Raw genomic sequence first — 25,993 nt, 5'->3', positions numbered from 1 at the left:
ATTAGACTAAAAAAAGTTTGCTGGCTTTGATTTTTCAAAAATACCAGTAAGATGAATCACATCTGCTGAATGTGGGTCAAAAGTAATAACTCAAACAGATTTTCTATCAAAAAATTTGCGGGTTGTTAAGGGAGGAGTTAAAATATCTAACAAAACTTTTCTATATATATCTAAACCTTTGGCATTGAGGTGAACGCCATCAATTGTTAAATCTGTATTTAGAGCTTTGTCCTTAAATAAGGCTTGTATGCCGCTAGATTCCACGGTTATATTTTCTTCGGCTGCTACTTTATTGATGAGAACATTGATTTCGTCAACTCTAGCAATTGTTCCTGCAAATTTAGGATTGTGGCTGGCGGCAAGAGTTGAATAAAAAGCAGGAATTAGAATAATCTGTTTGCTGCCGATCGATCGCATAATTGCGATCGCCTCTTTCAAATTGCTGACAAACTGCTCGTCGCCAATGCCATACATAGCATCATTGGTGCCGATCGCCAAAATCGATTTTTTGCAGGTAAAGCCCTGTGGCACTACCAATTTTAGCTGTTCCAGCAGGGAAACCGTACTCATTCCGCCGATCGCAAAATTAAAGTTTTTTTCTCCCAAAGAATCGCCCAGGGCTGAAGAAATAGAATCGCCCCACACGCAACCTTCATATTGCTGCTCTTTAATTTGCTGCACCTGATTGTAAACCGAAGCTTGCCACCAGAGTGCAGAACTAACAGTGTCCCCCGAAGGTTGCGGGTTAGCCAACCCCCGAAAAGGGATGTACGCCGACAACAACAAAGCCAAGACGGCCGAGATTAATTTAAATTTAACTTTCATACAAATTGCTGCTACTTTTGCTGCTACTTTAGTTTATGCCATTGCTTTAACCAGCAGTCAGGATTTCTGCAAATTTAGCGAAATCGTGATGCGGCTGTTGCGGTTAATATTTGTAGGGCAAGTTTCACCAACAATCTGTCAGCTACCTCCCGAATATTTGTCAACCCGCCCCACATCTTAATCAACCTTTCACCCCCAACAATTCCGGTTGCAAAACCTGATTTAATTTGCCGCTGCGAAACCCCTCCAAATCCAAAGTCGCGTACACAAAACCAAACTCCTGAAACACCGCCACCAATCCAGGCAAATCCGCATTTATCACAAACTCCTGAATCTGCTCCGGCGGCAGTTCAATTCGCGCCGTATCTCCATCCGATCGCACTCGCAAATTTTTCAGCCCCAACTGCCGCAAATACCGTTCGGCGCGCCCCACTCTTTGCAACTTGGCAACAGTAATTTCTTCGCCGTAAGGAAAGCGCGAACTCAAACAAGGTTGAGCCGGTTTGTCCCACCAAGGCAAACCCAATTCTTTTGCTAACTGCCGCACTTCAAATTTAGTCATGCCGACTTCTGCTAAAGGCGATCGCGCGCCGCGTTCCTTCGCAGCCTGAATTCCGGGACGGTAATCCTTTAAATCGTCTGCATTCACCCCATCCACCACATAAGGATAACCCTTTGCTAGTGCTAGCGGTTTCAAAGTATCGTGCAGTTCGCTTTTGCAGAAATAGCAGCGATTAACCGGGTTAGAAGTGTAATTGGGATTTGCCATTTCCTGAGTTTCTACTTCCTCGTGGACAATGCCAATTTCTGCTGCTTGAATGCGCGCATCTTCTAAATCTTCTGGCAGTAGAGACGGGGAAACTGCAGTCACGGCCAAAGCGCGATCGCCCAAAACGTCCCAAGCAATTTTTGCCACCAAAGTGCTGTCAATTCCGCCAGAGTAGGCAATCAGCGCCCGTTCCATCTGCGCGAAAATATCTTTTAATTGTTCTAATTTTTGAGCTAACATAATTTCAACTTTTTGTTACATTACAAACACAGGAGCAAAAAACCAGACTAAACAAAAAGATATCAACAAAGCCGATCGCGATCTGTTACCTTCTTGACATCCGTTACATCTGCTGCCGAACTTCCTTCTCGTGCTATTCTGGATCGATACCGAGGGCTGCCAATCTCGCCAAAAGTTCTTGATTTCGCTGTCTTTCTTGTTCCAGCAGCGTCTGGGCTAACTCTTTGTCTTGCTGTTGGCGATGATCGGCCCGCTGACTTTCGTTTTCGGCCCGCTGGCGTTCGTTTTCCGCCCGCTGACGTTCGTTTTCGGCTCGCTGGCGTTCGTTTTCCGCCCGTTCTTCCGGCCACAAAAGTAACTCTCCTTCCGCATTCCACCAGCGCAGCCAAGAGCCCGTTCTACCTTCGCGAGATCCTCCCAAACTCCCAAAAATAGATCTAATCCAGGTATCAAATAACGCCCGTTTTCATCTGGATTTTGATTGTCGTAACGCTCGGATTCTAGCGCATAAACTTCTATTCTGCCCGTATGGGGTCGAAAAATCACATAGCGAGGAACTTTGATTACTTGTTCGTAAAAAAACCATTTGCCGATTTCTTCCGTGTGTTCGACAGAATATTCATCGCCGTAAGTAGCTGACAAAAATTCCATCACTACAAAGGGAACTGTTCCTTCGGTATGAGGCGTGTAACTGCGGCGCGGATAACTGTGGGGCCAAGGTTGCACTGGCCGCACGTACATCCAGTCTGGGGCTTTGCAAATAGTGCGATCGTCCACAGCCGCGCACAAAGCAAAATTAGCAACTATTAGTGCGTCTTGGATTAGTTCCGGGGAATCCACTACAGACTGGCGCAAACCGTGAGCTAGCAAGGGATGGTCTGTATCGTCTACAGGGTCATCTGGTAGGATAAAATCATCGGCCAGCAGGGGCCAAGTAATCTTTAGCTGCGATATCGGTTTTTGAATTACAGCAGTCTTGACACTCCCCAGCCTAAAGGCGTGGGGATTCTTAATTCAGCGACTGACCTTAAAATTGACTATCCTTACGGCATTACTTAAACCAAATACCCGTTCAATTGAACCAAGTATCGAGCCTAACTTAGACAATCCCAGCGGGTCTATCTCCAAAAGCGTACTAGAATATTTATCTAGAGTTTGGGTACGCCCTACCCTACTTAACAATCCTAAAAATAGTTTGTTTTTGCTGGTTTAAGGCTTACTGAATTCAGCCTCTAGCTGTTTAAAGAGTTTTCGCTGCTCTCGGTCCAACAATTTATGCCTAAAAGTGTGTCTCATGTCCTGTTTCACGATGGCATTGCGAGTTTAACCTTGACTACTCTAGTATACTAGAAATTTCCTGACTTTTAGGAAGGGATTTAAGAAATTAAAGCCGTCCTAGAAGGACAGGGTTTTAAACCCAGATTTTTGATAAAAATTTGAGTTTTAGTGGAAATTGCCGATCGACAACCTTCTCTATATCTTAGCGCGCTAATTCGATCGTAAAATAGGTTTGTAGCGATCGCTAAACTCCTGACTACAAACCATTTCCCGGCGGTGCCCAATGCGCGTTTTAAAATTCTCGGCGGGAAAATATGGCGATCGCAACTGACAGCAGCACCACCACATACAGCAAACCGTAGCCAGCATCTGTAATCAAACCCGCCAAGTAAGGAACTTGTCCGTAAACAGCATCATTTTTTAAATTGAATCTGGCTAAATCCGGCAAAACCAGATAAAGTCCCATCATCAATTGTTCAATGCCAGGATTTTTAGTTAACTTACCTACAGCCACCAAATCCCGCGTCGAATGTCCCATCAAATAAACGCCAAATGTCAGTAAAGCTGCCAGCAGCGAACTGCTAAACACCCCAAATAAAATCCCGACACCAGCCATGAGACACAGCTCAAACCAAATAAACAGCGAAGCAATTAAAATGCTTTCCAAAGGGTAAGGAATCCGGCTAAAACTCAAAATAACCAGATAGACAACAGTCATGGCCGCTACAAGCACAAATAGCACCGCCGACAGCCCTAAGTGCTTGCCTACAATTAACTCAGCCCGACTTATCGGCTTAGCAACTAACAGGTAAACAGTCCGCTTTTCAATTTCTTTGTTGACCAGTTCGGTAGCCACAAACACTGTGGCAATTAGACCGAGAATGCTCATACCAGCCAAACCGATATCTAAGATAATTTTCTTCTCGGTTGTCGCGGCCAATTCGGGTATCAAGCGTACCGCTGCTCCCATCAACAGAGCAAAAATAATAATTATGTAAAGGATGCGATCGCGAATTACTTCCCAAAATACATTAATTGCGACTGTCAATATTCTTCTCAAATTCATCTAGTTATAAACCCGCTGGAAACTTTCGTCATATTTTAGTTTAAGGAAGAAGTCATTAGTCATTAGTCATTTGTTATTTGTTATTAGTTCTTTGTTATTGGTTATTGGTAACAACTGACAACTGACAACTGACAACTGGCAACTGACAACTGACAACTGACAACTGACAACTGACAACTGACAACTGACAACTGACAACTGGCAACTGCTTTCCGTCCAACGTCATCAGGAAGAAGGAAGAAGGCTTGGGAGCATCTCATTTTGGTAAAAAGCATCTTTTTTATTATAGTGCGAGTTCTTAAGCTCGCACTATAATTAAACGCAAAACACCAGATGCTCCCGAAGCTTGGCTTCGGCTTGCGGGCCAATCTCCCCATCTCCCAACCGCCAGAGACCGGCTCAAACTTGAGCGTCTCCGGCAGTTCCATCTTTTTTGAGTCCGGGTTTTGAGCGTTTGATAGCGTCGCAGGTTACAGTCGCCCGATTGGCTGTATCGAACACCTCGCAAGACTTGGTAAACGAATATATTTCCGGTCGAAAAACCAGCCCCATCCAGGTTGCTTGCATCTCTAACTGATAGCGCGACTGTCCTTGAACGATCGAAGTTTTGACATCCCAGCTACCATCTTCTGGGACTGTCCCAATTGTTCCTAATGCTTTATTTTTGAGAAAAAATCGCTCATTGTCAATATCTATTAACATTTGTTCAACCTGCGGCCACGGTTTGGTGCGGGCTTCATTTTTTAGGTATCGCTCCATTGCATTGAGGATGACAACTCCTCGGGAACGATTAATTGTTGGCTGTTGAAATGTCACCACATAATCGCTTTTTCTCAAATCCTGCGATAAAATGCTCGGATACTGTTGTATCCAACTTTGAACTAAAAAATGAAATGTAAACCAACAGGAAAATGTTACATGAATTAGAGTAATCATCAAAAACTGAGGGCGCATCAACTCTCTGATACTTTCCCGTTTTGAATCGCTCTTCCAAACCCTGATTATTGCCAGAACTACTACTGCTATAATTGGGCCGGCTATCCATGCTATTTCCTTCTTGTCCGACGGCAATCTTATCAGCAACCACAGACCAATTATGATGCTTGTCACCCACGGACTCAGACTTACTCCTTTAATTATAAAAGGTTTCTGGCTGGTCAGCAAACCCATTGAAAGTGCAAACAACAACCAGCTCATATCAAACATCAGAGTTCTCGTCCGCAAGTCAGTGACTGCCGCCACTGCCAGCAAACCTAAAAAGATGCTGAGCAGTAAAGGAGTCTTCCAGTGGACAACTCTAGGCGGCATTATCGCCTTTTGGACTTTTTTATTAGTTTCCCAAACGCTGCTCCTCAGCTTAGCGAGTTGCTGAGTGACATCCAAAAATTGCTTCATCATATATTTCAATTATTGACGCTTTCCACAAACAACACTGTTAAAATAACGAAATTGCTAACAGTATGGGCGATTAAAACTGCTCCAAACTGGGTAGTTACTTGAAAAGTTTTTTTGAGAGGACGGCGGGTGAGAGTCGGCGGCCCTAAAAACTGAGGTTTGGAAGCTTTTTTGTTACCTAAAACCCAGTTTTCTATAATTTGTAAACTCTGCCATTTTGCTAAAAAAGTGATCGCCAATAATAATACGGCAATCATAGTTAGGGTAGGGTAAAGACTCGGATTTCCGCCTAATAACATATAACCGATTAGCTCTTCCCGCAAATCTTTGGGAAGAATGCTTTCTATGCCGAAGAAAACTAACCAACCTACGCAAGTGCAAGCGAGATTGAGGATGGCTGTATATTCAACGCTGGTTTTGGGGCCGAGTTTCAGTAGTTTTTGCAGAAACCACGATTCGATCGCGATCGCCAAAAATATAATTAAAACTTGCACCAAAACAATCCGAAATGGGAAAACATTTGCAATCATAAGCTTTCAGGTATATCATCCCAGGTGAGATTTTAATTGTACAGCACCAGCGGAATCATCAAGAGCTGCTGGTCTTAGCCCTCAAGATCCTTCGATCGATAGCCCTTTTGAACATCAGGTGGTTTAGCACTTATCCTATAATCTTTTGAGATCCGCCTGCACAATGGAAACATTCAACATTCAAGGCGCGCGATCGAAGTACCCACCCCAGTACCCACCCCGAGAAAGACTCAAATAACAGAAGATGCGGCGATCGCCAGCGGTACGGCCAAGTTAGCCGCCGTTAGTAGATCGCCAGCGGTGCGGCGCAGATGCTATAGTTTGGCGGGGACAACAGCAAGAGCTAGACTGCATAGAAGCAGAACGCGGCTGGGAAATTGCTACAATGGCGATCGCCAGCGGCTAGTATAAAACTATCGTTCTCGACGAACTCAATCCCACAGTAGACTTAGAACTGCTGTCGGTAGAGCCGATCGTCCAAGCCCTGCTGCAGAAGCCCCGCGATACTGAAATCATTATCACCGGGCGCTGTCACAAACCCCACGCTGACCATGACTTGGCAAGCGTACACTCCGAGGTATACTGTCACAAACACTACGGCGATCGGGGCGTAGAATTCAAACGGGGTGTAGACTTTTAAACCCCAAAGTGGCTCGGATTGAACTCCGCGCCAGTTATTTAAAAGCCAATACGCTTGAGTTAACAGGGTTTGTTTCCAAAGAACTCCCTACTCGACACCTACTCCCCAAAAAAAAGGGGAAGCAAGAGAAAACTCTTGTCACCCCATTTTGAACGGAAGCTAGGGAACAAGCTAAGGAGCGATCTTAATGAAACCGTATTGATTTAAAAACGGCCCTGCCTGAAAAACCGGAAATTGCCACAAAGCCTTGTTACTAAGTAACCAATCCCTGACTTTTCATTGTCTGGCGATCGCAGCGATCGACCTATCTTAATCTTGAATTTCCTTCCCTGGAGGCGATCCCCGACCGCAAATCCAGAATGGAACATTAATAAAATGAGGTGCGTCTTCTTGAGCGTGAGCATCAGAGACAGCCCACAAGGATTATTCAAGGGTGAAGACATTGAAAATAAAAGCTTACAAGCAAAAAGTCGGGGAGGGAGAAAGTCTAGACATGGTTAACGCCAGTAGGCTAGACTTGCGGCTGGCAAACAGGTTAAACTACAGCGGCATCCAAACATTCGGTGTTCTAGGCAGTGTCTGTAGTCGCGAAAGCGATGACCAACAAGTATGAGGAGTGAAGCTGTATGACAACTTTAAGTGACGATCCTAATCAATTAGATTTAAACCTTCCCGGACTAGGGCCCGATACAATATTCGCCGGAGCCGGAGCGGATTTCGTAAGAACTTCCACCCTCGGCGGCAGTTTAATATTTGGTCAAGGCGATAACGATACCTTGGTTTCCGTCGGCCCGAACGATACCATATACGGCGGCGAAGACGAAGATTCCATCAGATCCCAGCGCACTCCCGCCTTGCTGTTTGGCGACGGAGGCTCAGACACCATAGTTGCTGAAGCCCGCGCTACCCTGTACGGCGGTGCCGGAGAAGACTTCCTGCAAGGTACTGTCGAAGCGAACCTCATATTTGGTAATGAGGACGCGGATACGATCTTGGGAGGAGCGCAGAGAAGAGACTCGCTCTACGGCGGCAAGGGCAATGACGCGATCGGCTTTTTCACCGCCGGTGGTGGCAACAACCTTTCTTTACCCGGTGGCTTGGCTATTGGCTTCGCTGGCAACGAAGGCAGCAACTACTTGCGGGGCGACTTAGGCGACGATTTGGTTGTAGGTATCAATCAGAGAGACAGCCTCTTCGGCGGTAAAGAGAACGACACACTGTATGGTGTGGCCAGCAGCAGCTACTTGTCCGGCGATCTTGACAACGATACTTTAGTTATTACCAACACTACCCAAACAAGCCCGTTTGCTTCGAGCGTCATCACGATCGGCATTGAGAGAACGACCTTGCTCGGCGGTGGGGGCAACGATTCCCTCTACGGCGGGATCGGGGACTTTGGCAGCGGCAGAAACTTCTTTGACGGCGGCGACGGCAACGACAGGATCAGGGTTTTTGCCACGCAGGATACCGCCTTGGGAGGGGCAGGCGACGACATCATCACCTCGGAGCTGAGGCCTGGTGTGCTTTCGAGCCAAGGCGCCTCCAGTTCATTTCCCGGCTTTGCGGGTCGGAACTTGCTCGACGGCGGCGAGGGCAACGATACCATCGTGGCAGCTTTTTCGACTGACACAATGATCGGCGGCGGTGGCAATGACAGCTTGAGCGGCTTCTTTACTCAAGCCTTCGGTGCAGATGGCGACGATACGATCGATGCTTCTTCTGCCGGTACTAATGCTCCGCTGATTACTCTCGACGGCGGCCTGGGCAATGATGTCTTAAAGGGCAACAGCAGCCCCGGTGCCATCCGCAACTTCATGAACGGCGGTGAAGGAAATGACAACATCATTTTTGGCACCACGGGCGATCAATTAATTGGCTCGTTTGGCGGTAACGACACCATATCCTACGCTGCCAATGTCAACTTTATCCCTGCCCAAACAGCCCCAAACGTCATTACCGATAACTTAGGCAGCAACTTCATCACCGGCGGCAACGGCACTGATGTGATTACTACCGGTTCCGGCGACGACATCCTGTTCGGCGGCCCCACCAATCTTGTTACCGCAGGAATTGACGGGAACGATACCTTAAATGCTGGTGGTGGAAACGACACGCTGTTGGGCGGCTTTGGAGACGACTATTTGATCGGAGGAGACGGCAACGACTCTCTCGGCGGCGGGCCCGGTGCAGACACGCTGATTGGCGGCTTCGGCAGTGACAGCTTCTACTACCAGAACGGCACCGAGGGCTTCAGCGGTACTAACGCAGACCAGATCGGTGATTTTACTGCCGGCGTAGACAAGATAGTCTTGAATAGCGGTGGCTTCGGCTTTAGTGGTGTCAATCAGCCAAGCATACCCGATTCCAACGAGTTCTTATCGATTGACCGCGGGGTGTACAACGGTCAGGGCGGGCTAAATGGGGCACAACCACTCGTGATCTTTGAAAATCGACTGGACGCAAACGACAACACGAGTCGCTTGCTGTACGACCCTGACGGTTCAGGACCGCAGGCAGCCGTTACACTGGCAAACTTCAACGGCAGACAAAGATTGACGGTGACTGATATTGTGCTGATTTAATTTAGGTGGCAGCGGGTAAGGTGGGTTTGGAAAAAGCGATCGCCCGCGCCAACTCTAAAAACTAATTGTGCGATGTTTCGAGCTAGGGATTGATATCCCTAGCTTTTTTATTGGCAGCGATTTTGAGGGACTTGGCGGGTGTGTTAGTTTCTTGGTGTCGCGAGGTGTTCCCCTGACATTTGTGTCAACAAACACGTCTTATGTAGTAGCGGTCTACTGTTTGACTATTAGGCCAGATCCCCCCTAACCCCCCTTAAGAAGCAGGGTGGTTTTATTGTGGGGAGAAGAAATCTGAAACGACAGAAAGCACCGCTCAAAGCTCGCGTCTGGGACGCAAGTGTTATATTAATAAAGGTACGTAGTTGGGCTTTAGCCCTCTTTATATATACGTCTAAAGAGGGCTAAAGCCCAATTACGTACCTATTTCTAGGATGACAATTAATCCACCCTGCCTAACCCCCCTTAAGAAGGGGGGGACAAGAGCATTTTGCGTCTCCCGTCACCCCCATCACAGTTGGGGAAGAGCATCTTGCGTCTCCCGTCACCCCCACATAGTCGCCGGGACAAGATTCTTCTCAAAGTCCCCCTTCTTAAGGGGGATTTAGGGGGATCTGGCCTCAGCTAAAAGCGAGATTTATCAATGGTTTGACCTGTTTGTTGACACCAATGCCCCTTCACCAGTCCTACAAGTTTGCGCCAACAAAAAAAGCCAGCAAACATATTGTTTGCTGGATTGAGTAGGCAGGAAAAATTTAGCAAATACTGTGACTAAGCCTTATCTACAATCTCTTTTGCTTTATCTTTGAGGTCTTCTTTCAGGTGCATTGCTGAGGCTTGGTCCTGCTTGGCTTGACCCTCTAATTTATCTTTTTGATCCCCTGTAACTTCGCTCACAGCTTCTTGGATTTTGCCTTCAATATTTTTAGCTGTAGCTTCCACTCTGTTTTCAATGTTCATGATTTTTTATATAAACTCTACAATTACCAACATAGAATTTTAAAGTTGAGTCTGTATCTGTCTTGAGATAGATTTGCGGTTAATGCCTAGGGCGGAAAAGGCGAGCATTTCTAGGTGCAGACGCGGTTCCAACCGCCGTCTGCATCTGGAATCTAGAAACCGTTGCGGCCCCAAATTACCATTGAAATTGAGAAGGAGAACAGAACTAGCACCGAAACCCAACCGAGTGACAAAATATCCATAGCTATTTATTGAACTAACTGTACAAAGTGACTTCAACCCTTTTGACATCCACCCCGCCCGGTCGGTACGGGGATTCCCAAACCTCACGATTTGAATTTCTGCTTCGAATGCAACTGCCTCCACCCTCAAAGAGATTTGGTCTTATGTTCGCTCCACAGACTAACCCCGCAAGCCCTGCGGTTTTTACGTGTCGAATACCAAACGGAATTCTTCGTACTTTTGATTCTAGGGATGTTTACCATTGCCCTATCCTCTTTTCCCGGTCTACCTATTTTTCTTTCCCGTTGCGGTTGTCGCAAACTTATTAATTAGGGTTTATGTTCACATAGTCGCGAGTGGGTCATTGACCAATTATATTGTAATATAAAGCCGTCCTAAAAGGACGGGGTTTCTACCCAATTTTCTGATGATAAGTCAATTTGAGCCATTTTTGAAATGAGGGTGTTGTGAAGGACTCGTCAAATTTTAGTTTCGCTGAACGGGTAGAATCTTTGAAAGCAGGGACTGTTGCTGCTTTGTCTTGTTTTTTTGGTTTTGGGGCGATCGCCCTGGTTAACAGCTTAATCCTAGCCCGTTGGTGGGATTCTCTGTCGAGCTTGCAGGTAATGGCCGTTGACCTAAATTTTGCCTTCAGAGGAGTGATGGTGCTTTTGGGCGGTTTCTTGTTCGGCGTTACCTACCGCTACGCTATCCGCTGCGATACTAACCCGCACCTTAAATCTGGTGTGGTGTTGGCTTTTGGGCTGGTGCGGGCTTTTGGACAGTTGGATGCGGGATTTTCTTTTGAGGCGGGGGAAATACCGGGTTTGCAGGAGTTATTGCCGTTTGCGGTTGGTGCGGTGGAGAGCGTGGTATTGTTTGCGATCGCGCGTTTGGTGTTGGATTGGGCGATCCTCTTCCAGGGCTTCGCTAACGGGCGTTTGTTGATTCAACCCTTCGGGCGATCGTAGACAATATCATATCCGGTCGTGCGATCGCAAAAACAGTTCGATCGCGCGTGCGGACTTTAATCCGCTCCAATTTGCGGACTAAAGTCCGCATTACGAACTAATAGCCTTTTTATTTCAAACCTAATACCTCATATTCTAAATTGCCGTAAACCATTTGCTTGTCTACCGCCGACAAAACCTTATTGTTAGCAGCATCAGAAACTAAACACCGACAAACTAAATCTGCTACATCCGCCCGGTGAATCGTTCCTGCCACCCGACAATCTTCCGTTAAAACACCGTTCCCCGTCGCAGGTTCCGATTTCAATCCGCCCGGACGAATCACAGTATAAATCATCCCGCTTGCTATCAAATGATTTTCCGCTTTTTCCTTTTCAATTAACACCGGGCGCAAAGTTTCTAAAGCTTGCGGCGGCAAAGCAGCGGCAGTGTTACCGCTACCGATCGACGAAACTAAAATAAATTTTTTCACGCCTGCTTTGACGGCAGCATCAATCAAGTTTTTGTTGCCCAAATAATCTGCTCTTTCCCCATCTTTTGGCAATCCGCCAACGGTGCTAATTACGGCCTGAATTGGTTCGCCGCAAGCCATTGCTGCTTCGACATCCGCAGCGTCCAAAGCGTCGCCAGTCATGACTTTGATGCCCATTGCTTCTAATTCAGTGCGCGTTTCGGGCGATCGCAAAAGTGCAGTTACTTGCATATTTTGTGCTACGAGACATTTCGCGATTTCTAGGCCTACGCCTCGACTAGCACCTGCTAAAAAGATGTGGGATTTATCTGTCATATTAATTTTGTTTTAATTTGTGCAGAAGTTGATTTTTTTGACTTTGGAATAGTATACAACAATCTTCTGTAATTTTTTGAATTAGTTTTTTTTTACCGCAGAGGGCGCAGAGGGCGCAGAGGAAGAGAGGGGAAAGATTGGCAATTTCCTATTTGCGTTAGATTTTTTTGCCGACGATTACTACCCAAGATTGAGCTTCGCGCGGTAAGCCGGGGGGGCGGTAGTAGTGGTTGAATATTGCAAATCCTGCTTGTTCTAAACAAGGTGCTAAAGTTTCGTATTCCCATCCTGCAGTATAGCGTTTTCCCGTCGGTCGCTCGTCGTAGCCTTCCCAATTTCCCCGGCACATTGACATGACAATTGCACCGCCCACAACTAAGGCTTTTTGCAAATCTTCGAGCACTTTCACCATTTTATCGCTGGGAACGTGAATCAGGGAAGCATTGGCAAAAATACCGTCAAATTCTGCCTTTGGCAAGTCGAGATTCAGAAAAGATTGCTGCCAAACTTCGCAGCCGGATAACTTTTTTGCTATTTCTACAAAAGCCGGGGTTGCATCTAAGCCTACAACTGTGTGTCCTTGGCTTTTGAACGCTACTAAATCTCGTCCTGGCCCGCATCCTATATCGAGGATTTTACCGGGATTGCGGGGCATGGCAGCGGTCAGTGCGTCGCGATTTTGGGATACGTCGTGATGCCAAGTTCCTTCTCGGAAAGATTCGGCAGTTAGCTGGTATTCTGCGATCGTAATTTCTTCGCGTTTGTCCACAATTTCCCCCTCTGGTATTATTTGAGATTTGAGATTGAAGAATCTCAACCGTAGGGACACGGCACTGCCGTGTCCTATTCTATTTAATCTGCCGTTTCCTACTCTATTTGATCCGATTGAAAACTGCTATAAGAGTTAAACAACCAGGGTTTTTTGTTCGGATTTGGTAACTGCTGAATCAACTTCTAAGAGAGAACCTTCGGGAGATTCGATCGCAAATCCTGCATCTCGAATCATATCCCAATCTTGATTTGCCGCTTGTCCGGGAGTTGTCAGATAATCGCCCACAAAGATAGAATTGGCGGGGTAGAGTCCGAGAGGTTGCAGCGATCGCAAATGCACTTCTCGTCCCCCAGCAATCCGAATTTCTTGGCTGGGAAGCAAAAATCGGAACAAACAGAGAATCCGCAAACATTGGCGGGGATTTAATGTGTTTAAACCTGCAAATGGCGTGCCGGGAATCGGAATGAAAAAGTTGACCGGCACGCTAGTAACGCCCAACTTGCGAAGCGAAAGCGCTAAGTCTATCGCATCATCATCCGATTCGCCCATCCCCAAAATTCCGCCGGAACAAGTGGTGATTCCCGCTGCTTTGACGTGTTCGACGGTTTCGACCCGATCGCCAAAAGTGTGAGTCGTGCAGATGTCCGTATGATATGATTCGGAAGTATTGAGATTGTGATTTACGCGATCGACTCCAGCTTTAGCCAAACGGTGAGTTTGTTCCTCGCTCAACAATCCCAAACAAGCGCAAATTTTTAGGTTATAATTTGCCTTCACAGTCTCGACAGCATCCAAAACGCGATCGAAAGTAGATGCGTTGGGTTGGCGGCCAGAAATTACCAAACAAAACGTACCAGCTTTTAAATCTGCCGCGCGCCCGGCCGCCTCCAGAATTTTTTCCTTAGCTAAAAGCGGATATTTTTCAATTTCCGCAGTCGATATTTTGGACTGAGAACAATAATGGCAATCTTCAGGACAAAGGCCGCTTTGAGCGTTTAACAAATAGTGCAATCTGACGCGGTTTCCCCAGTAATGGCGGCGCACCCGATAAGCTGCGTTTAGTTGTTCCAGCAAAACCTCATCCGGTGCACGCAATACGGCTAAAGATTGCTCGCGAGAGATACATTTGCCCGCCAGCGCGTCATCAGCCAAATCGTTCCAATTGGGTAAATTCATCACTAAAATTAAAGAGTTTACAAAGTATCCAAAACCTGACGAATCACCCGATAAATCGATTCTAATTCATCAGGAGAAATGCAGTAGGGAGGCATCAAGTAAAGCGTATTTCCCAAGGGGCGGAGCAAAAAGCCCGCTTCGAGAAATCTGGCTTTCAACATAGGAGCGATGTCATTAAAATAACCGGAACTGCTTTCGGTTTTGACATCCATTGCTGCAATGGTGCCGCAAGTCCGAATCCGTTCGAGTTTAGGATGATTTCTCAGCCATTGATTCAGGTATTTGCGGTGGAGTTTTTCCATCCCTTGGTACACATTTGGGTTTTGCTCCAAAAGCTCCAAAGATGCTACACCCACCGCACAAGCTAAAGGATTTCCAGTGTAAGAATGACCGTGATAAAAAGCTTTGTCCGATTCATCTCGCCAGAAAGCTTGATAAATATCCTCCGAAGCCATTGTGACAGAAAGTGGCAAGCAGCCACCAGACAATCCCTTAGACAAACACATGATATCCGGTGCAGTTCCCGATTTAACCGAGGCAAACAGTTCGCCCGTGCGGCCAAAACCAGTCATCACTTCATCGTAAATCAACAATACATTATACTGACGGGCCATTTGTGCGATCGCCCGCAAAAACTCAGGGCGGCACATTCGCATTCCCCCAGCACCTTGCACCAAAGGCTCAATAAAAATTCCCGCACAGCCACCCTGCTGCAACAAAAACTCCAACTTCTCCAAACTCTCCGCCTCCTTGCTTTCCACCTCCGCATCCCCGTCAAAAGTCGCAGGAAAAGGCACAACATCCCCAGGAAACATTAAAGGCGCAAAAGGCTCCCACCACAGCGAACTTCTGCCAGCAGACATCGCGCCCACAGTATCGCCATGATAACCTCCCTCAAAACTAATAAAGCTAGTGCGGTTAGTTTCTCCGACATTTAGCCAATATTGAAAAGCCATTTTCAGAGCAACTTCAACAGCAGTCGAACCGTTATCCGAAAAAAAGATTCGCGTCAAAGAATCAGGCGTGTGACTTATCAATTTATCAGCAAGTTTCTGGGCGGGTTCGTGAGTAAATCCCGCAAAAATTACGTGTTCTAAAGTTTGAGCTTGTGCGTAAAGAGCCTCAGCCAGAACCGGATGGCTGTGTCCGTGAATCGTCACCCACCAACTAGAAATACAGTCGAGAATTTGCCGCCCGTCTTCTAATTCCAGCAGCGCTCCTTTACCGCGAACCACCTTCAGCGGCGCAGGAGCAGTTTTCATTTGCGTGAAGGGCTGCCAAATCGGTGAACTCGAAGAGTGATGTTCTGGATTTATCGTCATTTTTGCGCCTGTAACTAATATCAAATTGCATTTTAATATAACTGGTTCCTCCGCTCCTCCTCGGCTGGAAAAAAGGAGGCAGAGCCTCCGGATATGCGTTACCAGGCAGAGCCTGGGAACGAGTAAACTAGTAAACGAGTAAGCTTTTTCTTCCTTCTTCCTTCTTCTCTTCCTTAGCGTCCTTTGCGTCTTCGCGGTTCGTTAAAAAAAATTAGTTTGTTGGAAATAGCTGGGCTGCAACCTTTCCAGCCATACCGCCTGCGGGCGACAGTTACAATTTTCTGCCCTTAAGCAAATAAGTCGTCATTGCCCCTTTACCTTTAACATTAATTTTACCGCGCTTTTCCAACAAATACTTATCGCACAGCAACTCATAAGTTGAGCTGCTAACTTGAATTTTACCAGGAAGTCCCTGAGACTCCATGCGGCTTGCTGTATTCACAGCATCTCCCCACAAATCGTAAATAAACTTTTTAGTGCCGATGACACCTGCCACAACAGGCCCAGTATTAATGCCAATGCGGATATTAAGAGGTTTACCGCATTCGTCGCGGAATTTCATAATTTCTTGCTGCATTTCTAGGGCCATTTCCGCAATAGATTCTGCGTGATTTGTACAGGGCAGTGGCAAACCACCTGCTACCATATAATTGTCGCCGATGGTCTTAATTTTTTCTAAGCCGTATTTGTCGCTCAAACAATCGAAAGCTGAAAATATTTTGTTAAGCAATTTGACTAATTCTTCAGGAGACGTGCGCGAGGATATTTCGGTAAAGCCTACAATATCGGCAAATAGTACCGTCACCTCGGCAAATCCGTCTGCAATATTTATCTGGCCTTGTTTTAGGCGATCGGCAATCATTACGGGTAATATATTTAGTAATAAACGTTCCGACTTTTCTTGTTCGGCGCGCAATATTTCCTCAGCTTGTTTCCGCTGTGCAATTTCCTGGTATACTCGGTGAAACATTTGATTAAAAGCGACCATGACTTCTCCCAACTCGTCATCGCGCTTGACAGATAGAGAGTAGAAATCAGGTTTTTCTCGATCTTTGCTCAAAGCGTCTCCGGCAGCGATCAAGTCATCGCGCAATCTCAAAATAGGTGCAATTACTGTCACCCCTAAAAAGAACATAGTCACCGAAGTGACAAAGGCTGATATAATGATGACTAGAACCGCAATCCGCCCGATAAATGCGTAGAGTTCCGGTTGAACGGTGGACGCATCGTGGCGAACAATTAAGATGTAATCTCCTCCCAAATGTCGCTCCGTCCAAGCAATATCGTAGCGCTTGCCATCGAAATTGTGATGGTGAACTATACGAGCTTTTTTTAGTTGCTTTAAACTGATTTCTGGTGGTTCGCCAAGTGTATATATTAGCTGACCGTTAGCTTGATAAATAGATAGTCCTAAGACTACTTGAGAATCCTTAGTAATATTTTTTACTTCTTCTTGAAACAAAGTGCGATCGGAAATATCTTGTGCTAGCAAAAATTCGAGGGAATCAACAGTTGTCCGAGATAGCTGTTCTAGTTGAGTTAAAAGTTCATTTTCGCGCCGAAAATAAGAGGGGACTAAAATAATTCCCTCTATGACAAGAATGCTAGCAAATACCCACAAAGCTATTTGTCTGGACAAACGAGATTTGAAAAAATCCAAAAATGATAAAATGCGCGCTAACATAAAATTTAGTATTCTGCCAATGGCTAATTTAGGATATAGGAAAACAAACCCGGTTTATCGCCATAAATTTTGGGTTTTTCGACGAAGATAAGACGGCGGTTGAAACCAGGTTTACACAAACGAAGTCCGCCTCCGCGGACTGAAGAAAGAAGATAACGTAATTTTAATCGCCCGCTCTTCAACCCGCGCACCATCCGGGTTTTGCTTGTGTAGAAGCGGTTTCAACCGCCCGGTCTTCTGATCCCAAGCGTATTGGCTAGCCCCTGAATAATATAATAAACAAATTAAACCAAAATTGCGCTGACTAACCTGCCTGCAAGCAGATAAGTATTCATATCGCCCTTGCCTTTGATGGAGATAATTCCTCTGTCTTCAAACAGGTACTTATTTTGCAAGATATCGTAAGTTGATTGTGTGACTTGAATCGCGCCGGCAATCCCGTGGGATTCCATGCGGGCTGCTGTATTGACGGCATCGCCCCAGAGGTCGTAAATGAATTTTTTGGTGCCAATAACTCCCGCAATAGCAGGCCCGGTATTGATGCCGATGCGAATGTTAATTTCTGCATGATGTTTGACATTAAATTTTGCTAGTTCCTCCTGCATATCTAAGGCCATTTCTGCAATGTTTTCGGCGTGGTTGGTGCTGGGATTTGGCAAACCTCCGACTACCATGTAAGCATCTCCAATTGTTTTGATTTTTTCCAATCCGTATTTTTCCGTCAGCCCATCGAAGGCTGAAAAAATTTCGTTGAGAAAATCGAGCAATTCTTCGGGAGATATTTGTGCTGAAAGCACGGTAAAGCCTACGATATCCGCAAATAAAATCGTGACTTCTGCGAAGCCGTCAGCGATACTGCTTTGACCGTTTTTTAGCTTAGCTGCAATGGATTCGGGTAAAATATTGAGCAGCAGGCGATCGCACTTTTCCTGTTCTTTTACCAATTCTACATTAGTTTCTTGCAATTGTGCCGTGCGTTCCCTGACGCGCTGTTCTAATTGTTTAGCATTTTGGCGCAACCTGCTGATAGATAAAGTTAATCCTGTCACCCCTAAAACTGAAAGTCCTGCTAACAGTAAAAACAGGTATTTCAGTTCGCTGCGAGTATTTTTAGTGATGGTATCGAGAGGTTGAGTAATTTCTAATATCCCCCGTACATCTCCCACTTTCCAGTCTTTTTTGGGACTGAAGGAGTTAGTGTTGTGACAGCTAACGCAGCTAGGAGTTAGAATATCTGCCTCGGCATATCGAAATGCTGGCTTGCTGTGAAAATCCTCACGTCGGAAAAATTTTTGTGTCGGATTTTTCATCAAATAGGTAATAGCTTGCCGTTCAAAGTCGTCTCGGACTCCGCCTTCTTTTCGCCGCCAGGGAAACGGGTAGTCGCTGTAGAGACGAACTGATACTTCGGGATTTTTCTTTGTGATATTGTTGCCGAGTTCTATTAAGAAGGTGGCAGGTACGGGAACTGTTATTTTTGTCGGGTTGTAGTCGTGGGTAAAGTTAATTGCTTTAGCGGTGTTTAGAGGATTGACAACATCGGAACTGTAAAGGGTGCGTGCTTCTTTAATAGCTTGGGCGTAGAGGGTGGCATTTTGGAGGGCTTGCGATTCGATTAGGGTTGAGGAAAGACGAGACATATGTGCCATCGCTACTCCTACACCTACACAAAATAAAATTGTCACCGCAAGCAGAATTCGCTTGTAAATTAATTGGCTGATGGCAGCCCGAATGCGAGAAATCAACTGGCGCATGGTATCCTCAAGTGTGAGGTTTAAGCTTGATTTGATTTTATGCACTACTAACATAACACTGCTTGTTCAGAGTGTTTTGCTGGTGTCAGGTGTAAAGCCAGACTCTCTGAGTGCAAAGGATGGTTAATTATTGTTTACCGCGAGTGTTTCGCTTATCCGTAAGAATACGCATAACTTGATAGTGGTTTTCTGTTGAGTGAAGTACAGATGATCGAGTAAGCACAAGGCAGTACCGTGTCCCTAGTTCACGCATTTTTTGTTCTATCTCGGTTAGGATAGCAATTGTAGTCTATGGTTGGCGATCGTGAATTCTGACTCTACTGTCTCACCTACTAACAAGGAAATTTTTCCGGGAGAAGTTTTCGTCAATACTGCGGATTTTGATACTGGCATTCGGCGGCTTTTACCGAAATATGACGAAATGCTGGATGTATTAGTAGCCTGCATTGCTAACACAAACCAGCGGATTTTAGAACTCGGCTGCGGTACGGGGGAACTGAGTTTAAAAGTTCTGCAACGCTACCCGTCTGCGGAAATTGTTGCTGTGGATTATTCGCCGCGAATGTTGGATTTTGCCCGCGCCAAAATAGAGTCGGCAGGATATGCAGCCCGGTGGACTGGGATAGAATTGGATTTTGGAGAATGGGCGAACAATCCAAATTTTTCAGGTTTGGGCGATAAGTTTAATGCTGGCATTTCATCTCTGGCAATTCACCATCTTGAGGATGAGATGAAGCTGAAATTGTTTCAACGGATTGGCGAAAGTTTAACTGTTGGCGGTTGTTTTTGGAATGCCGATCCTGTGGTGGCAGAATCGTCAGCAATGAAGGATATTTACGGAGTGGCGCGGGAAGATTGGGCGCTAAGTCAGGGGGAAACTTTAGCACAAATTCGGGCAAAGGTGGGGACGAGTGTTTCTTACGGGTATTCTAATCCCGATCGCCTAGCTACACTTGCGGCACAATTGGAAATGCTGGCAAATGCGGGATTTGAAACTGTAGCGGTTCCTTGGAAGTATTACGGTATGGCGGTGTTTGGGGGATTTGTTAATTAAGCTAGAATGACTAATTTGGGCGGTTTAAACTGCTGCTATAACGACTAATTTGGGCGGTTTAAACCGCTGCTACACTAACGAAGTCCGAGCAGAGGGGGACTAAGAAATTAAGATTAATTTGGGCGGTTTAAACCGCTGCTACATAAACGAAGTCCGAGCAGAGGGGGACTAAGAAATTAAGACTAATTTTGGCGGTTTAAACTGCTGCTATAACGACTAATTTGGGCGGTTTAAACCGCTGCTACATAAACGAAGTCCGAGCAGAGGGGGACTAAGAAATTAAGACTAATTTCGGCGGTTTAAACCGCTGCTACATAAACGAAGTCCGCCTACGCGGACTAAGAAATCAATTTAAGGGGCGGGGGCGGTAATTTCTGTAGGTGCGATCGCCCCTGGTGTAGGTGCTGTTGGTTTTTCCAGTAGTTGGCGCTGTTTGTTCCGAAATTCTGTGGCGGCATCGTTCAAATTTTGGCGCTGTTCGGTATTGAATTCTTCCATGCTGCGGCCGCCTCCCAATCGGGATCTGTGAATTAAATCAAATATTCCGCTGCCACTGCTGCGGCCGGAAAAAGGGTCGGTGTTGTCTTGAGTTTGAAAGTCTTGCAGTGGTTGGGCGTTATTATTATTTAAATTGCTGGCTTGAGCGAAGGTTGCTTGAGGCGATAAAATAGCACAGGTGGCGATCGCGCTGGCGGCAATTTGAATCATCGCTTTGGCGGATTTAGAAGTTTTGGTGTTCATAATTTATTAGTTCAACTTTCAAAAAAACAATTGTATCTCAACAATATTCTGACTGACAGCTAATAAACGAAGACGGCGGTTGAAACCGCGTCTACACAGACAAAACCCGGATGGTGCGCGGGTTGAAGAAGACCAGGCAGTTGAAATTACGTTATTTTTTTCAGTCCGCGGAGGCGGACTTGGTTTTTGTAGACGCGGTTTCAACCGCCGTGAGCCCTAAGCAAACCGGCGGCGCAGCAGGGGTTGAATGCTCAGCAGCGCTACGACATCAAAGGCTAGCAAGACTAACAGCGCTCCTCCAAAGGTAACATTACCCCAAGGAGCGTGCATGACGACGCTAGCTAGCGACCAATCGCTGTGCAGGTACAAATAGCGGATGGGTTCGATCGCGTAACTCAGAGGATTGAGAGTGACGACAACTTGCAGCCACTCTGGCATAAACGACAGCGGCGCGAGGGCGGTGCTGGCAAATAATAGGGGCAGGTTGGTAACAAAAATAACTGCGATTAATTCTACGTGGCCGGGGAGGGCGAAGGCTAAACCGAGACTGATGCCGGTGACTCCCAAAACTAACAGCAGGACTATTAGGGCGATCGCCCCGAGTCCGGCCATTCCGGGGAATCCCGAACCCAAAAATGCTCCCGCCGTAACGATTGCGCCTGTTTGGATAAAGCTGAGGGTGACGATGAAAATAGCCGAAGCTAGGACGATCGAGAATCTGGAAGCTAGGGGCGCGACTAACAGGCGGTTGAGAAATCCGAATTCGCGATCGAACATGATCGGCAAACCGGCATTCAGCGCCCCTGCAAATGCAGTAAAAACAATCACGCCTGCGCCGAGAAATTGTCCGTAATTCTGGCTTTCGCCGAACAAGCCGGCGGGTGCATTTTTAAACAGAGCTCCGAATAAAACCAACCACATCAGCGGCTGAATAATACCTGCAACTAGCGTCGAGGGGCGGCGCTGCAATTGAATAAACAGGCGTTTGGTTAAGGCGAGGGTTTCTTGGATGAAGTCGCCCAGCAGGGAACTCGAAGTGTCAGCGGATGGGGTGGCGAGTGGCCGCTGCTGGTTGAGGTTGTTGGGGGATGTAACTGTACCGCTCATAATTGCTTGTTGATTAAATCTAACTATCTTTAGGGTAGCAAGTCTGGAGGTATTGGTGGGGCCGGGCGGGCGATCGGGCTTACAATTGAGAATAAGCTCATCAAATATGCTAAATAAAAACTTGATTTATTAGGAGGATAAAGCTATCTCATCAAGGGCGCGCGTGCGTAGCTATCCCGTAGGGAATCGCCACTTTGGTCAAAATGATGGAATCTTTGCCGGAAACTCTTCAAGATAGAGTTGTTGAACATTTGCGAGAATATCTTGAAGACTTGAGGGATGAAGAACAGTGGAATGTATCTTTTCAGAATACAGAACAATCGCTGATTGTGGCTGCAAAACGCGCCAAACAAGAAATTTTGGAAGGTAAAGCACAGCCATTAGATATTGATATAGGTTTGAAAATACCAACACTAGCCGACTATCCCAGCCGCCGAGAATTTATGCAATTGCCGCTAGAAGAGAGGCGAAGTATTCTAGCAAAACAAGCTGAGGCAATGTTGCAACATTACCGGGAAGATAGAGAATGGCAAGAATTAGAAGCAGGAGATTTAATTGACTGCTAAAGTAGAGTATGAGTAGTTACTGCTTAAGGGCGATCGCAGTAGCTCGATCGATTAACCAGCAACTATCGGAGTGTTTGATTTATGCTAATTGAGAAGATCGTTCAAGAACTACAAGACATTCCCGAAGACAAACTTGCAGAAATCTATGACTTGATTCACTACTTTCGCCTCGGATTAGGACGAGAACAGCCACAGCCTCGCACGCCTGGTTTACTGAGGGGAAAACTCGGTGATGCTTTTTTTGAACCCCTACCATTCGAGGAGCTCGAACAATGGGAATAAGCTATCTCATTGACCTACGATACAGCTTTTCATACGGGACTGATTGAAGTTATTCCCGCCGCCGAATCAAGAGTATGAGCATGGAAAGGGCGATCGCACTTTTGGGAATAAGGGCGAGCTCACTTTTTAGCGATCGCATACGAAAGAGAGTTAATGGGGATGGGATAAGGGCGATCGGGCTTCAGGAAAATAAGGGCGATCGCTTTGGCAGTAGCCGTGGGTATGTCTCTTGGGGATGAGGGGAAAGAAGCAATCGCACCTAGCTAGTTAGTGATTTCGGCTCTGCCTAGCGTTTTCTAGAGACTACGGCTTGATTCTTTCCACCTCACGATATCCATTAGGACAACCAAGTCCACCGTTGGTTGATACAGGTGATAGATTTCTATTAGAATAGCTATCGCTTTTGCATATCTTGCATGAATAACCTTGATTTCTGGTAGGCCCAAAAGCAATGCCAACAAAATTGCTGAAATCTGACTTGATAGACTGGGCGGCTATTATTGATACATTACTATACCGTGTACGCACAACCCCGAACTTGTAAGTAGAGTTGTTGCCCAAAGCTCTACCTGTAGAAGGCATTCTTCCATTTTTGGAGTAAAAAGACCAGGCATTGCGACACTGGTATTTTACAATACTTTTTGCTTTGGATTCAGTAGCGGACAAATTGTAAGAATAAACAAGCACGATTCCTAAACCTAGAACAGAAATTGCTATAAACCCATTTTTCGTGAATAATGTTCTGATGAAAAGCTCTCCTAGAGCATTAGCTATACCATTGCAAAATTCTTGCCAAAGTTCATCCATATACTTATACCTGTGTGAAAAGCTTAGGTAACTATCTATTTATAACAACACAATTCAGCCCCTAAATTCCAGTTAGTAATTGTCATAAAATGTCATAAATATTGATGAATTTTGATTAATACTACAGATAGTAAATTGTCATTTTTTGCCATGCGTGTCACTAAATGTCATAAAAAGTCTGATACAATCATAAAAAATTCCTACAACCTACGAATATCTCGCCAATGGATGCTGAAGAAATTTTGAGATTTGCTGAGAAGCTTGTTTTTGCTAAAACGGGCAAACGCTTGGAGGATCTCCAACGGACAGTAGTCCGGGGCGCTTGGCAAGGTAAAACTTACCCCCAAATAGCTAAAGAATCCCACCGTACTCCACGCCATACCAGAAATGTTGCCTCAAAGTTATGGCAACTACTTTCTGAAATATTAGAGGAAAAAGTCAAAAAATCAAACTTTCGAGCGACAATGGAAAGATATCAAATTTCAAATTCAAATTTTGGCAATTTTAACTTTGTAGAAAAAAGTAACATCCACGTCTGTGCTGACGTATTGCACCCTCCAAACGCTCAACAAAAATCACCGCCTGCACAAACCTCAAATGAAGATAACACCCAACAGAAACCGCGACTCGATTTAAGAGATGCACCAGAGCTCAAAACCTTCTACAACTACCCCAACTCACCCCTCACCGCCCTCGAAAACTCGATCGCCCGCCAAAACTGCCGCCTCCTCACCATCACAGGCATGGCAGGCACCGGCAAAAGTGCGATCGCCCGTCACCTCATCCCCCAAATTCAAACTCAGTTCGATCGCATCATCTGGCGCAGTCTCCGCACCTCCCCACCCCTAGAAACAACCCTCAAAAACCTCATTCAATTTCTCTCAAATCAACCAGAAATTAACTTTCCCGCCAATATCGATACTCAATTGTCAATACTGATAGAAACATTGCGCGAAAATCGATGTCTGATCGTACTCGATGACGTACAGCAAATTCTCTGCAGCGGGCAACTTGCAGGAAATTACAAACCCGGATATGAAAATTACGGAACCCTATTTAAACTCATCGGCGAAATTCCCCACAATAGCTGCTTAATCCTCAATAGTTGGGAACCTCCATCAGACATCCTCACATTCACCGACGATAATTCAGCAGTATGTTTGTTGCAGTTAACCGGTTTAGGTGAAGCCGCAACCGAAATTCTGAGATATAAAGGTTTATTGGATGAAGAACAATGGCCAGAATTGATTGAGCCTTATCAAGGCAATCCCCTCTGGTTAAAATTAGTCGCTCAAACCATTAACAACTTATTTAACAGTAGAGTATCTCAATATTTAAGCTATCAACCAGTCTTTTCAAGCGACGAATTGACACCGATATTGCAGCAGCAATATCAGCGCTTGTCGGAAATAGAAAAACAGGCGATCGCCCTAATCAGCAATGAAAGTGAACCTGTTTTGCTTACCCAATTGATGGCAAAATGTCAAGGATCACAACGCGAATTATTTAAAGCAATTCAATCTTTAGACAGACGGGGAATAATTGCAAAATTGAGCTGCGAAGCTGAAACCGTTTTCACGATTCCACCTGTGTTAAAACAGTATGTTAAAATGGTTGCAGAAGAGTCTTAAATATCTAGCTAATTGTTACAATGGTAGATACAAAACAACTCCTTTCCACTCCGATTGTTCGCTACAGTTAACCAGCACCAGAAGTTCATCAATAGCCTGTCTAACTGGCATTCGATCGTTAATTATAAACAAACCTGACATTTGTTCCTTATCCCTCAACTGTTCGTAAGCCAAATCGGGCATAGTTGCTCGGTCATGGCTTAACACAATGCGATCGTTCTGGGCCGCCCAGTTGAGAATTGTTGGATCGTCAGCTTCTCGCAAACCAACATCCTGAACGCGAAGCAAGTCAAGGTCTGGCTGACGCAGGAAAAGCCCTCGAACAATATCGCCATTAAAATTTTCATCGCTCAACAGCCGCAGCATAGTTAATCCTCAAGATTGTTTTTGGGCTAACAAGCGCGATCGAATAACGCCCAGATCGGGTTGAATGCCTAACAAACGCTGACGGACAGACTCTGCTAATTGCTCGCGATAATTGAGATAAGCTTCTACTGCTTCTTGGTGTCGGAGATAATAGCCGATCGCACTATAGACATCGGACAACGACAGAGTTGAATAACGCTGTACAATAGATTCTGGCGACGCACCATCCTGAAAAGCTCGAATCACCAATTCCAGCAAAACTCTTGAATTTCCCACCCGAATAGCACCTGTTGCATCTTCTCGGAAAGGAGGCGCTTCAACTTCTAAAACAAGATTCATTTATTAATATCCTCCAAAATTACCATCGTATTCAACCGCCGAATCATCTTAAATAGGGCTTGCTGAAAAAGTCAGAAAACAGCATTTAGAAAGATGAGTGAATTTGAGAGCGCCTCGGCAATATAAGTTT

General features: G+C 45.7%; 28 protein-coding genes. 9 read left to right on the top strand and 19 right to left on the bottom strand.

Annotation, left to right across the window (positions count from 1 at the left end; genetic code table 11):
- Positions 1-90 precede the first annotated feature (90 nt).
- A complete protein-coding gene (locus QUB13_RS29005; protein WP_333388209.1) occupies positions 91-753 on the bottom strand; it encodes an SGNH/GDSL hydrolase family protein in 663 nt (220 codons plus the stop codon).
- 13 nt (positions 754-766) lie between these two features.
- On the opposite strand from QUB13_RS29005, the gene QUB13_RS29000 reads away from it, so the two are divergent.
- Positions 767-1,006, top strand: a complete 240-nt coding sequence (locus QUB13_RS29000; RefSeq protein WP_333208049.1) for a hypothetical protein — start codon at positions 767-769, stop codon at positions 1,004-1,006.
- Here the strand turns inward: QUB13_RS29000 and larE are convergent, their stop codons facing one another.
- The 5 genes from larE to fraC all read right to left on the bottom strand — a co-directional run bounded on the left by larE (position 1,007) and on the right by fraC (position 6,103).
- Positions 1,007-1,834, bottom strand: a complete 828-nt coding sequence (gene larE / locus QUB13_RS28995; protein WP_333388206.1) for an ATP-dependent sacrificial sulfur transferase LarE — start codon at positions 1,832-1,834, stop codon at positions 1,007-1,009.
- A 216-nt stretch (positions 1,835-2,050) separates the two neighbouring features.
- On the bottom strand, positions 2,051-2,704 hold the full coding sequence (locus QUB13_RS28990; protein WP_333388203.1) for a Uma2 family endonuclease: 654 nt from the start codon (positions 2,702-2,704) through the stop codon (positions 2,051-2,053).
- Between the two features lie 700 nt (positions 2,705-3,404).
- Complete coding sequence (locus QUB13_RS28985; protein WP_194008011.1) at positions 3,405-4,178, bottom strand: ABC transporter permease; 774 nt, start codon at positions 4,176-4,178, stop codon at positions 3,405-3,407.
- Positions 4,179-4,577: 399 nt separating this feature from the next.
- A complete protein-coding gene (locus QUB13_RS28980; protein ID WP_333388200.1) occupies positions 4,578-5,576 on the bottom strand; it encodes a DUF5357 family protein in 999 nt (332 codons plus the stop codon).
- 5 nt (positions 5,577-5,581) lie between these two features.
- Positions 5,582-6,103 (bottom strand): filament integrity protein FraC, encoded by a 522-nt coding sequence (gene fraC / locus QUB13_RS28975; RefSeq protein ID WP_333388197.1) that lies wholly within the window; start codon positions 6,101-6,103, stop codon positions 5,582-5,584.
- Between the two features lie 415 nt (positions 6,104-6,518).
- Between fraC and QUB13_RS28970 the strand changes: the two genes are divergently transcribed.
- Positions 6,519-6,743: a cob(I)yrinic acid a,c-diamide adenosyltransferase gene (locus tag QUB13_RS28970; RefSeq protein WP_333114286.1), complete on the top strand. Its 225-nt coding sequence runs from the start codon at positions 6,519-6,521 to the stop codon at positions 6,741-6,743.
- A 626-nt stretch (positions 6,744-7,369) separates the two neighbouring features.
- Positions 7,370-9,325 (top strand): calcium-binding protein, encoded by a 1,956-nt coding sequence (locus tag QUB13_RS28965; protein WP_333388195.1) that lies wholly within the window; start codon positions 7,370-7,372, stop codon positions 9,323-9,325.
- Between the two features lie 768 nt (positions 9,326-10,093).
- Here QUB13_RS28965 and QUB13_RS28960 read toward each other — a convergent pair.
- Both QUB13_RS28960 and petN read right to left on the bottom strand, forming a co-directional pair.
- Positions 10,094-10,282, bottom strand: a complete 189-nt coding sequence (locus tag QUB13_RS28960; protein WP_194066876.1) for a CsbD family protein — start codon at positions 10,280-10,282, stop codon at positions 10,094-10,096.
- A gap of 152 nt (positions 10,283-10,434) precedes the next feature.
- Entirely contained in the window at positions 10,435-10,524 is a 90-nt protein-coding gene (petN, locus tag QUB13_RS28955) for a cytochrome b6-f complex subunit PetN (protein ID WP_071883976.1), read from the bottom strand.
- Positions 10,525-10,971: 447 nt separating this feature from the next.
- Here petN and QUB13_RS28950 point away from each other — a divergent pair, with 447 nt between their 5' ends.
- Positions 10,972-11,475, top strand: coding sequence for a hypothetical protein (locus QUB13_RS28950; RefSeq protein WP_333388192.1), 504 nt, complete (start codon positions 10,972-10,974; stop codon positions 11,473-11,475).
- Positions 11,476-11,584: 109 nt separating this feature from the next.
- Here the strand turns inward: QUB13_RS28950 and QUB13_RS28945 are convergent, their stop codons facing one another.
- The 6 genes from QUB13_RS28945 to QUB13_RS28920 all read right to left on the bottom strand — a co-directional run bounded on the left by QUB13_RS28945 (position 11,585) and on the right by QUB13_RS28920 (position 18,970).
- The gene (locus tag QUB13_RS28945) at positions 11,585-12,262 is read right to left on the bottom strand and encodes an SDR family oxidoreductase (RefSeq protein WP_333388189.1); all 678 of its coding nucleotides are present in this window, start codon (positions 12,260-12,262) and stop codon (positions 11,585-11,587) included.
- 157 nt (positions 12,263-12,419) lie between these two features.
- Positions 12,420-13,031, bottom strand: coding sequence for a class I SAM-dependent methyltransferase (locus QUB13_RS28940; protein ID WP_333388186.1), 612 nt, complete (start codon positions 13,029-13,031; stop codon positions 12,420-12,422).
- 135 nt (positions 13,032-13,166) lie between these two features.
- Positions 13,167-14,210 carry a biotin synthase BioB gene (gene bioB, locus QUB13_RS28935; protein ID WP_333388183.1) on the bottom strand — a complete coding sequence of 348 codons (1,044 nt, stop codon included), beginning with the start codon at positions 14,208-14,210 and terminating at the stop codon, positions 13,167-13,169.
- A 17-nt stretch (positions 14,211-14,227) separates the two neighbouring features.
- On the bottom strand, positions 14,228-15,532 hold the full coding sequence (bioA, locus tag QUB13_RS28930; RefSeq protein WP_333388180.1) for an adenosylmethionine--8-amino-7-oxononanoate transaminase: 1,305 nt from the start codon (positions 15,530-15,532) through the stop codon (positions 14,228-14,230).
- 271 nt (positions 15,533-15,803) lie between these two features.
- The gene (locus QUB13_RS28925) at positions 15,804-17,216 is read right to left on the bottom strand and encodes an adenylate/guanylate cyclase domain-containing protein (protein WP_333388165.1); all 1,413 of its coding nucleotides are present in this window, start codon (positions 17,214-17,216) and stop codon (positions 15,804-15,806) included.
- A gap of 284 nt (positions 17,217-17,500) precedes the next feature.
- The gene (locus QUB13_RS28920) at positions 17,501-18,970 is read right to left on the bottom strand and encodes an adenylate/guanylate cyclase domain-containing protein (protein WP_333388212.1); all 1,470 of its coding nucleotides are present in this window, start codon (positions 18,968-18,970) and stop codon (positions 17,501-17,503) included.
- Positions 18,971-19,274: 304 nt separating this feature from the next.
- Here QUB13_RS28920 and QUB13_RS28915 point away from each other — a divergent pair, with 304 nt between their 5' ends.
- Positions 19,275-20,024, top strand: coding sequence for a class I SAM-dependent methyltransferase (locus tag QUB13_RS28915; protein ID WP_333388163.1), 750 nt, complete (start codon positions 19,275-19,277; stop codon positions 20,022-20,024).
- Between the two features lie 351 nt (positions 20,025-20,375).
- Here QUB13_RS28915 and QUB13_RS28910 read toward each other — a convergent pair whose 3' ends face one another.
- Both QUB13_RS28910 and QUB13_RS28905 read right to left on the bottom strand, forming a co-directional pair.
- Positions 20,376-20,765, bottom strand: coding sequence for a hypothetical protein (locus QUB13_RS28910; RefSeq protein ID WP_333091889.1), 390 nt, complete (start codon positions 20,763-20,765; stop codon positions 20,376-20,378).
- A gap of 216 nt (positions 20,766-20,981) precedes the next feature.
- A complete protein-coding gene (locus QUB13_RS28905) occupies positions 20,982-21,872 on the bottom strand; it encodes an ABC transporter permease (RefSeq protein ID WP_333091891.1) in 891 nt (296 codons plus the stop codon).
- 203 nt (positions 21,873-22,075) lie between these two features.
- Between QUB13_RS28905 and QUB13_RS28900 the strand changes: the two genes are divergently transcribed.
- From QUB13_RS28900 to QUB13_RS28890, 3 genes are all read left to right on the top strand, one after another.
- Positions 22,076-22,438: a hypothetical protein gene (locus QUB13_RS28900; RefSeq protein WP_333388159.1), complete on the top strand. Its 363-nt coding sequence runs from the start codon at positions 22,076-22,078 to the stop codon at positions 22,436-22,438.
- 81 nt (positions 22,439-22,519) lie between these two features.
- A complete protein-coding gene (locus QUB13_RS28895) occupies positions 22,520-22,720 on the top strand; it encodes a hypothetical protein (protein WP_333388156.1) in 201 nt (66 codons plus the stop codon).
- Positions 22,721-22,794: 74 nt separating this feature from the next.
- Positions 22,795-22,959: a hypothetical protein gene (locus QUB13_RS28890; protein WP_333388153.1), complete on the top strand. Its 165-nt coding sequence runs from the start codon at positions 22,795-22,797 to the stop codon at positions 22,957-22,959.
- 64 nt (positions 22,960-23,023) lie between these two features.
- Here QUB13_RS28890 and QUB13_RS28885 read toward each other — a convergent pair whose 3' ends face one another.
- Positions 23,024-23,527 (bottom strand): hypothetical protein, encoded by a 504-nt coding sequence (locus tag QUB13_RS28885; protein WP_333388149.1) that lies wholly within the window; start codon positions 23,525-23,527, stop codon positions 23,024-23,026.
- 224 nt (positions 23,528-23,751) lie between these two features.
- Between QUB13_RS28885 and QUB13_RS28880 the strand changes: the two genes are divergently transcribed.
- Positions 23,752-25,158, top strand: a complete 1,407-nt coding sequence (locus QUB13_RS28880; protein WP_333388146.1) for an NB-ARC domain-containing protein — start codon at positions 23,752-23,754, stop codon at positions 25,156-25,158.
- A gap of 15 nt (positions 25,159-25,173) precedes the next feature.
- Here QUB13_RS28880 and QUB13_RS28875 read toward each other — a convergent pair whose 3' ends face one another.
- On the bottom strand, positions 25,174-25,524 hold the full coding sequence (locus tag QUB13_RS28875) for a DUF5615 family PIN-like protein (RefSeq protein WP_333025501.1): 351 nt from the start codon (positions 25,522-25,524) through the stop codon (positions 25,174-25,176).
- Positions 25,525-25,533: 9 nt separating this feature from the next.
- Positions 25,534-25,863, bottom strand: coding sequence for a DUF433 domain-containing protein (locus QUB13_RS28870; RefSeq protein ID WP_333388143.1), 330 nt, complete (start codon positions 25,861-25,863; stop codon positions 25,534-25,536).
- Positions 25,864-25,993: the final 130 nt, after the last annotated feature.

It is taken from the genome of Microcoleus sp. B4-D4 (assembly GCF_036705185.1).
Taxonomy (GTDB): Bacteria; Cyanobacteriota; Cyanobacteriia; order Cyanobacteriales; family Microcoleaceae; genus Microcoleus.
The sequence above is the reverse complement of the archived record's forward strand: the minus strand, read 5'-3'. Positions and strand labels throughout refer to the sequence as shown.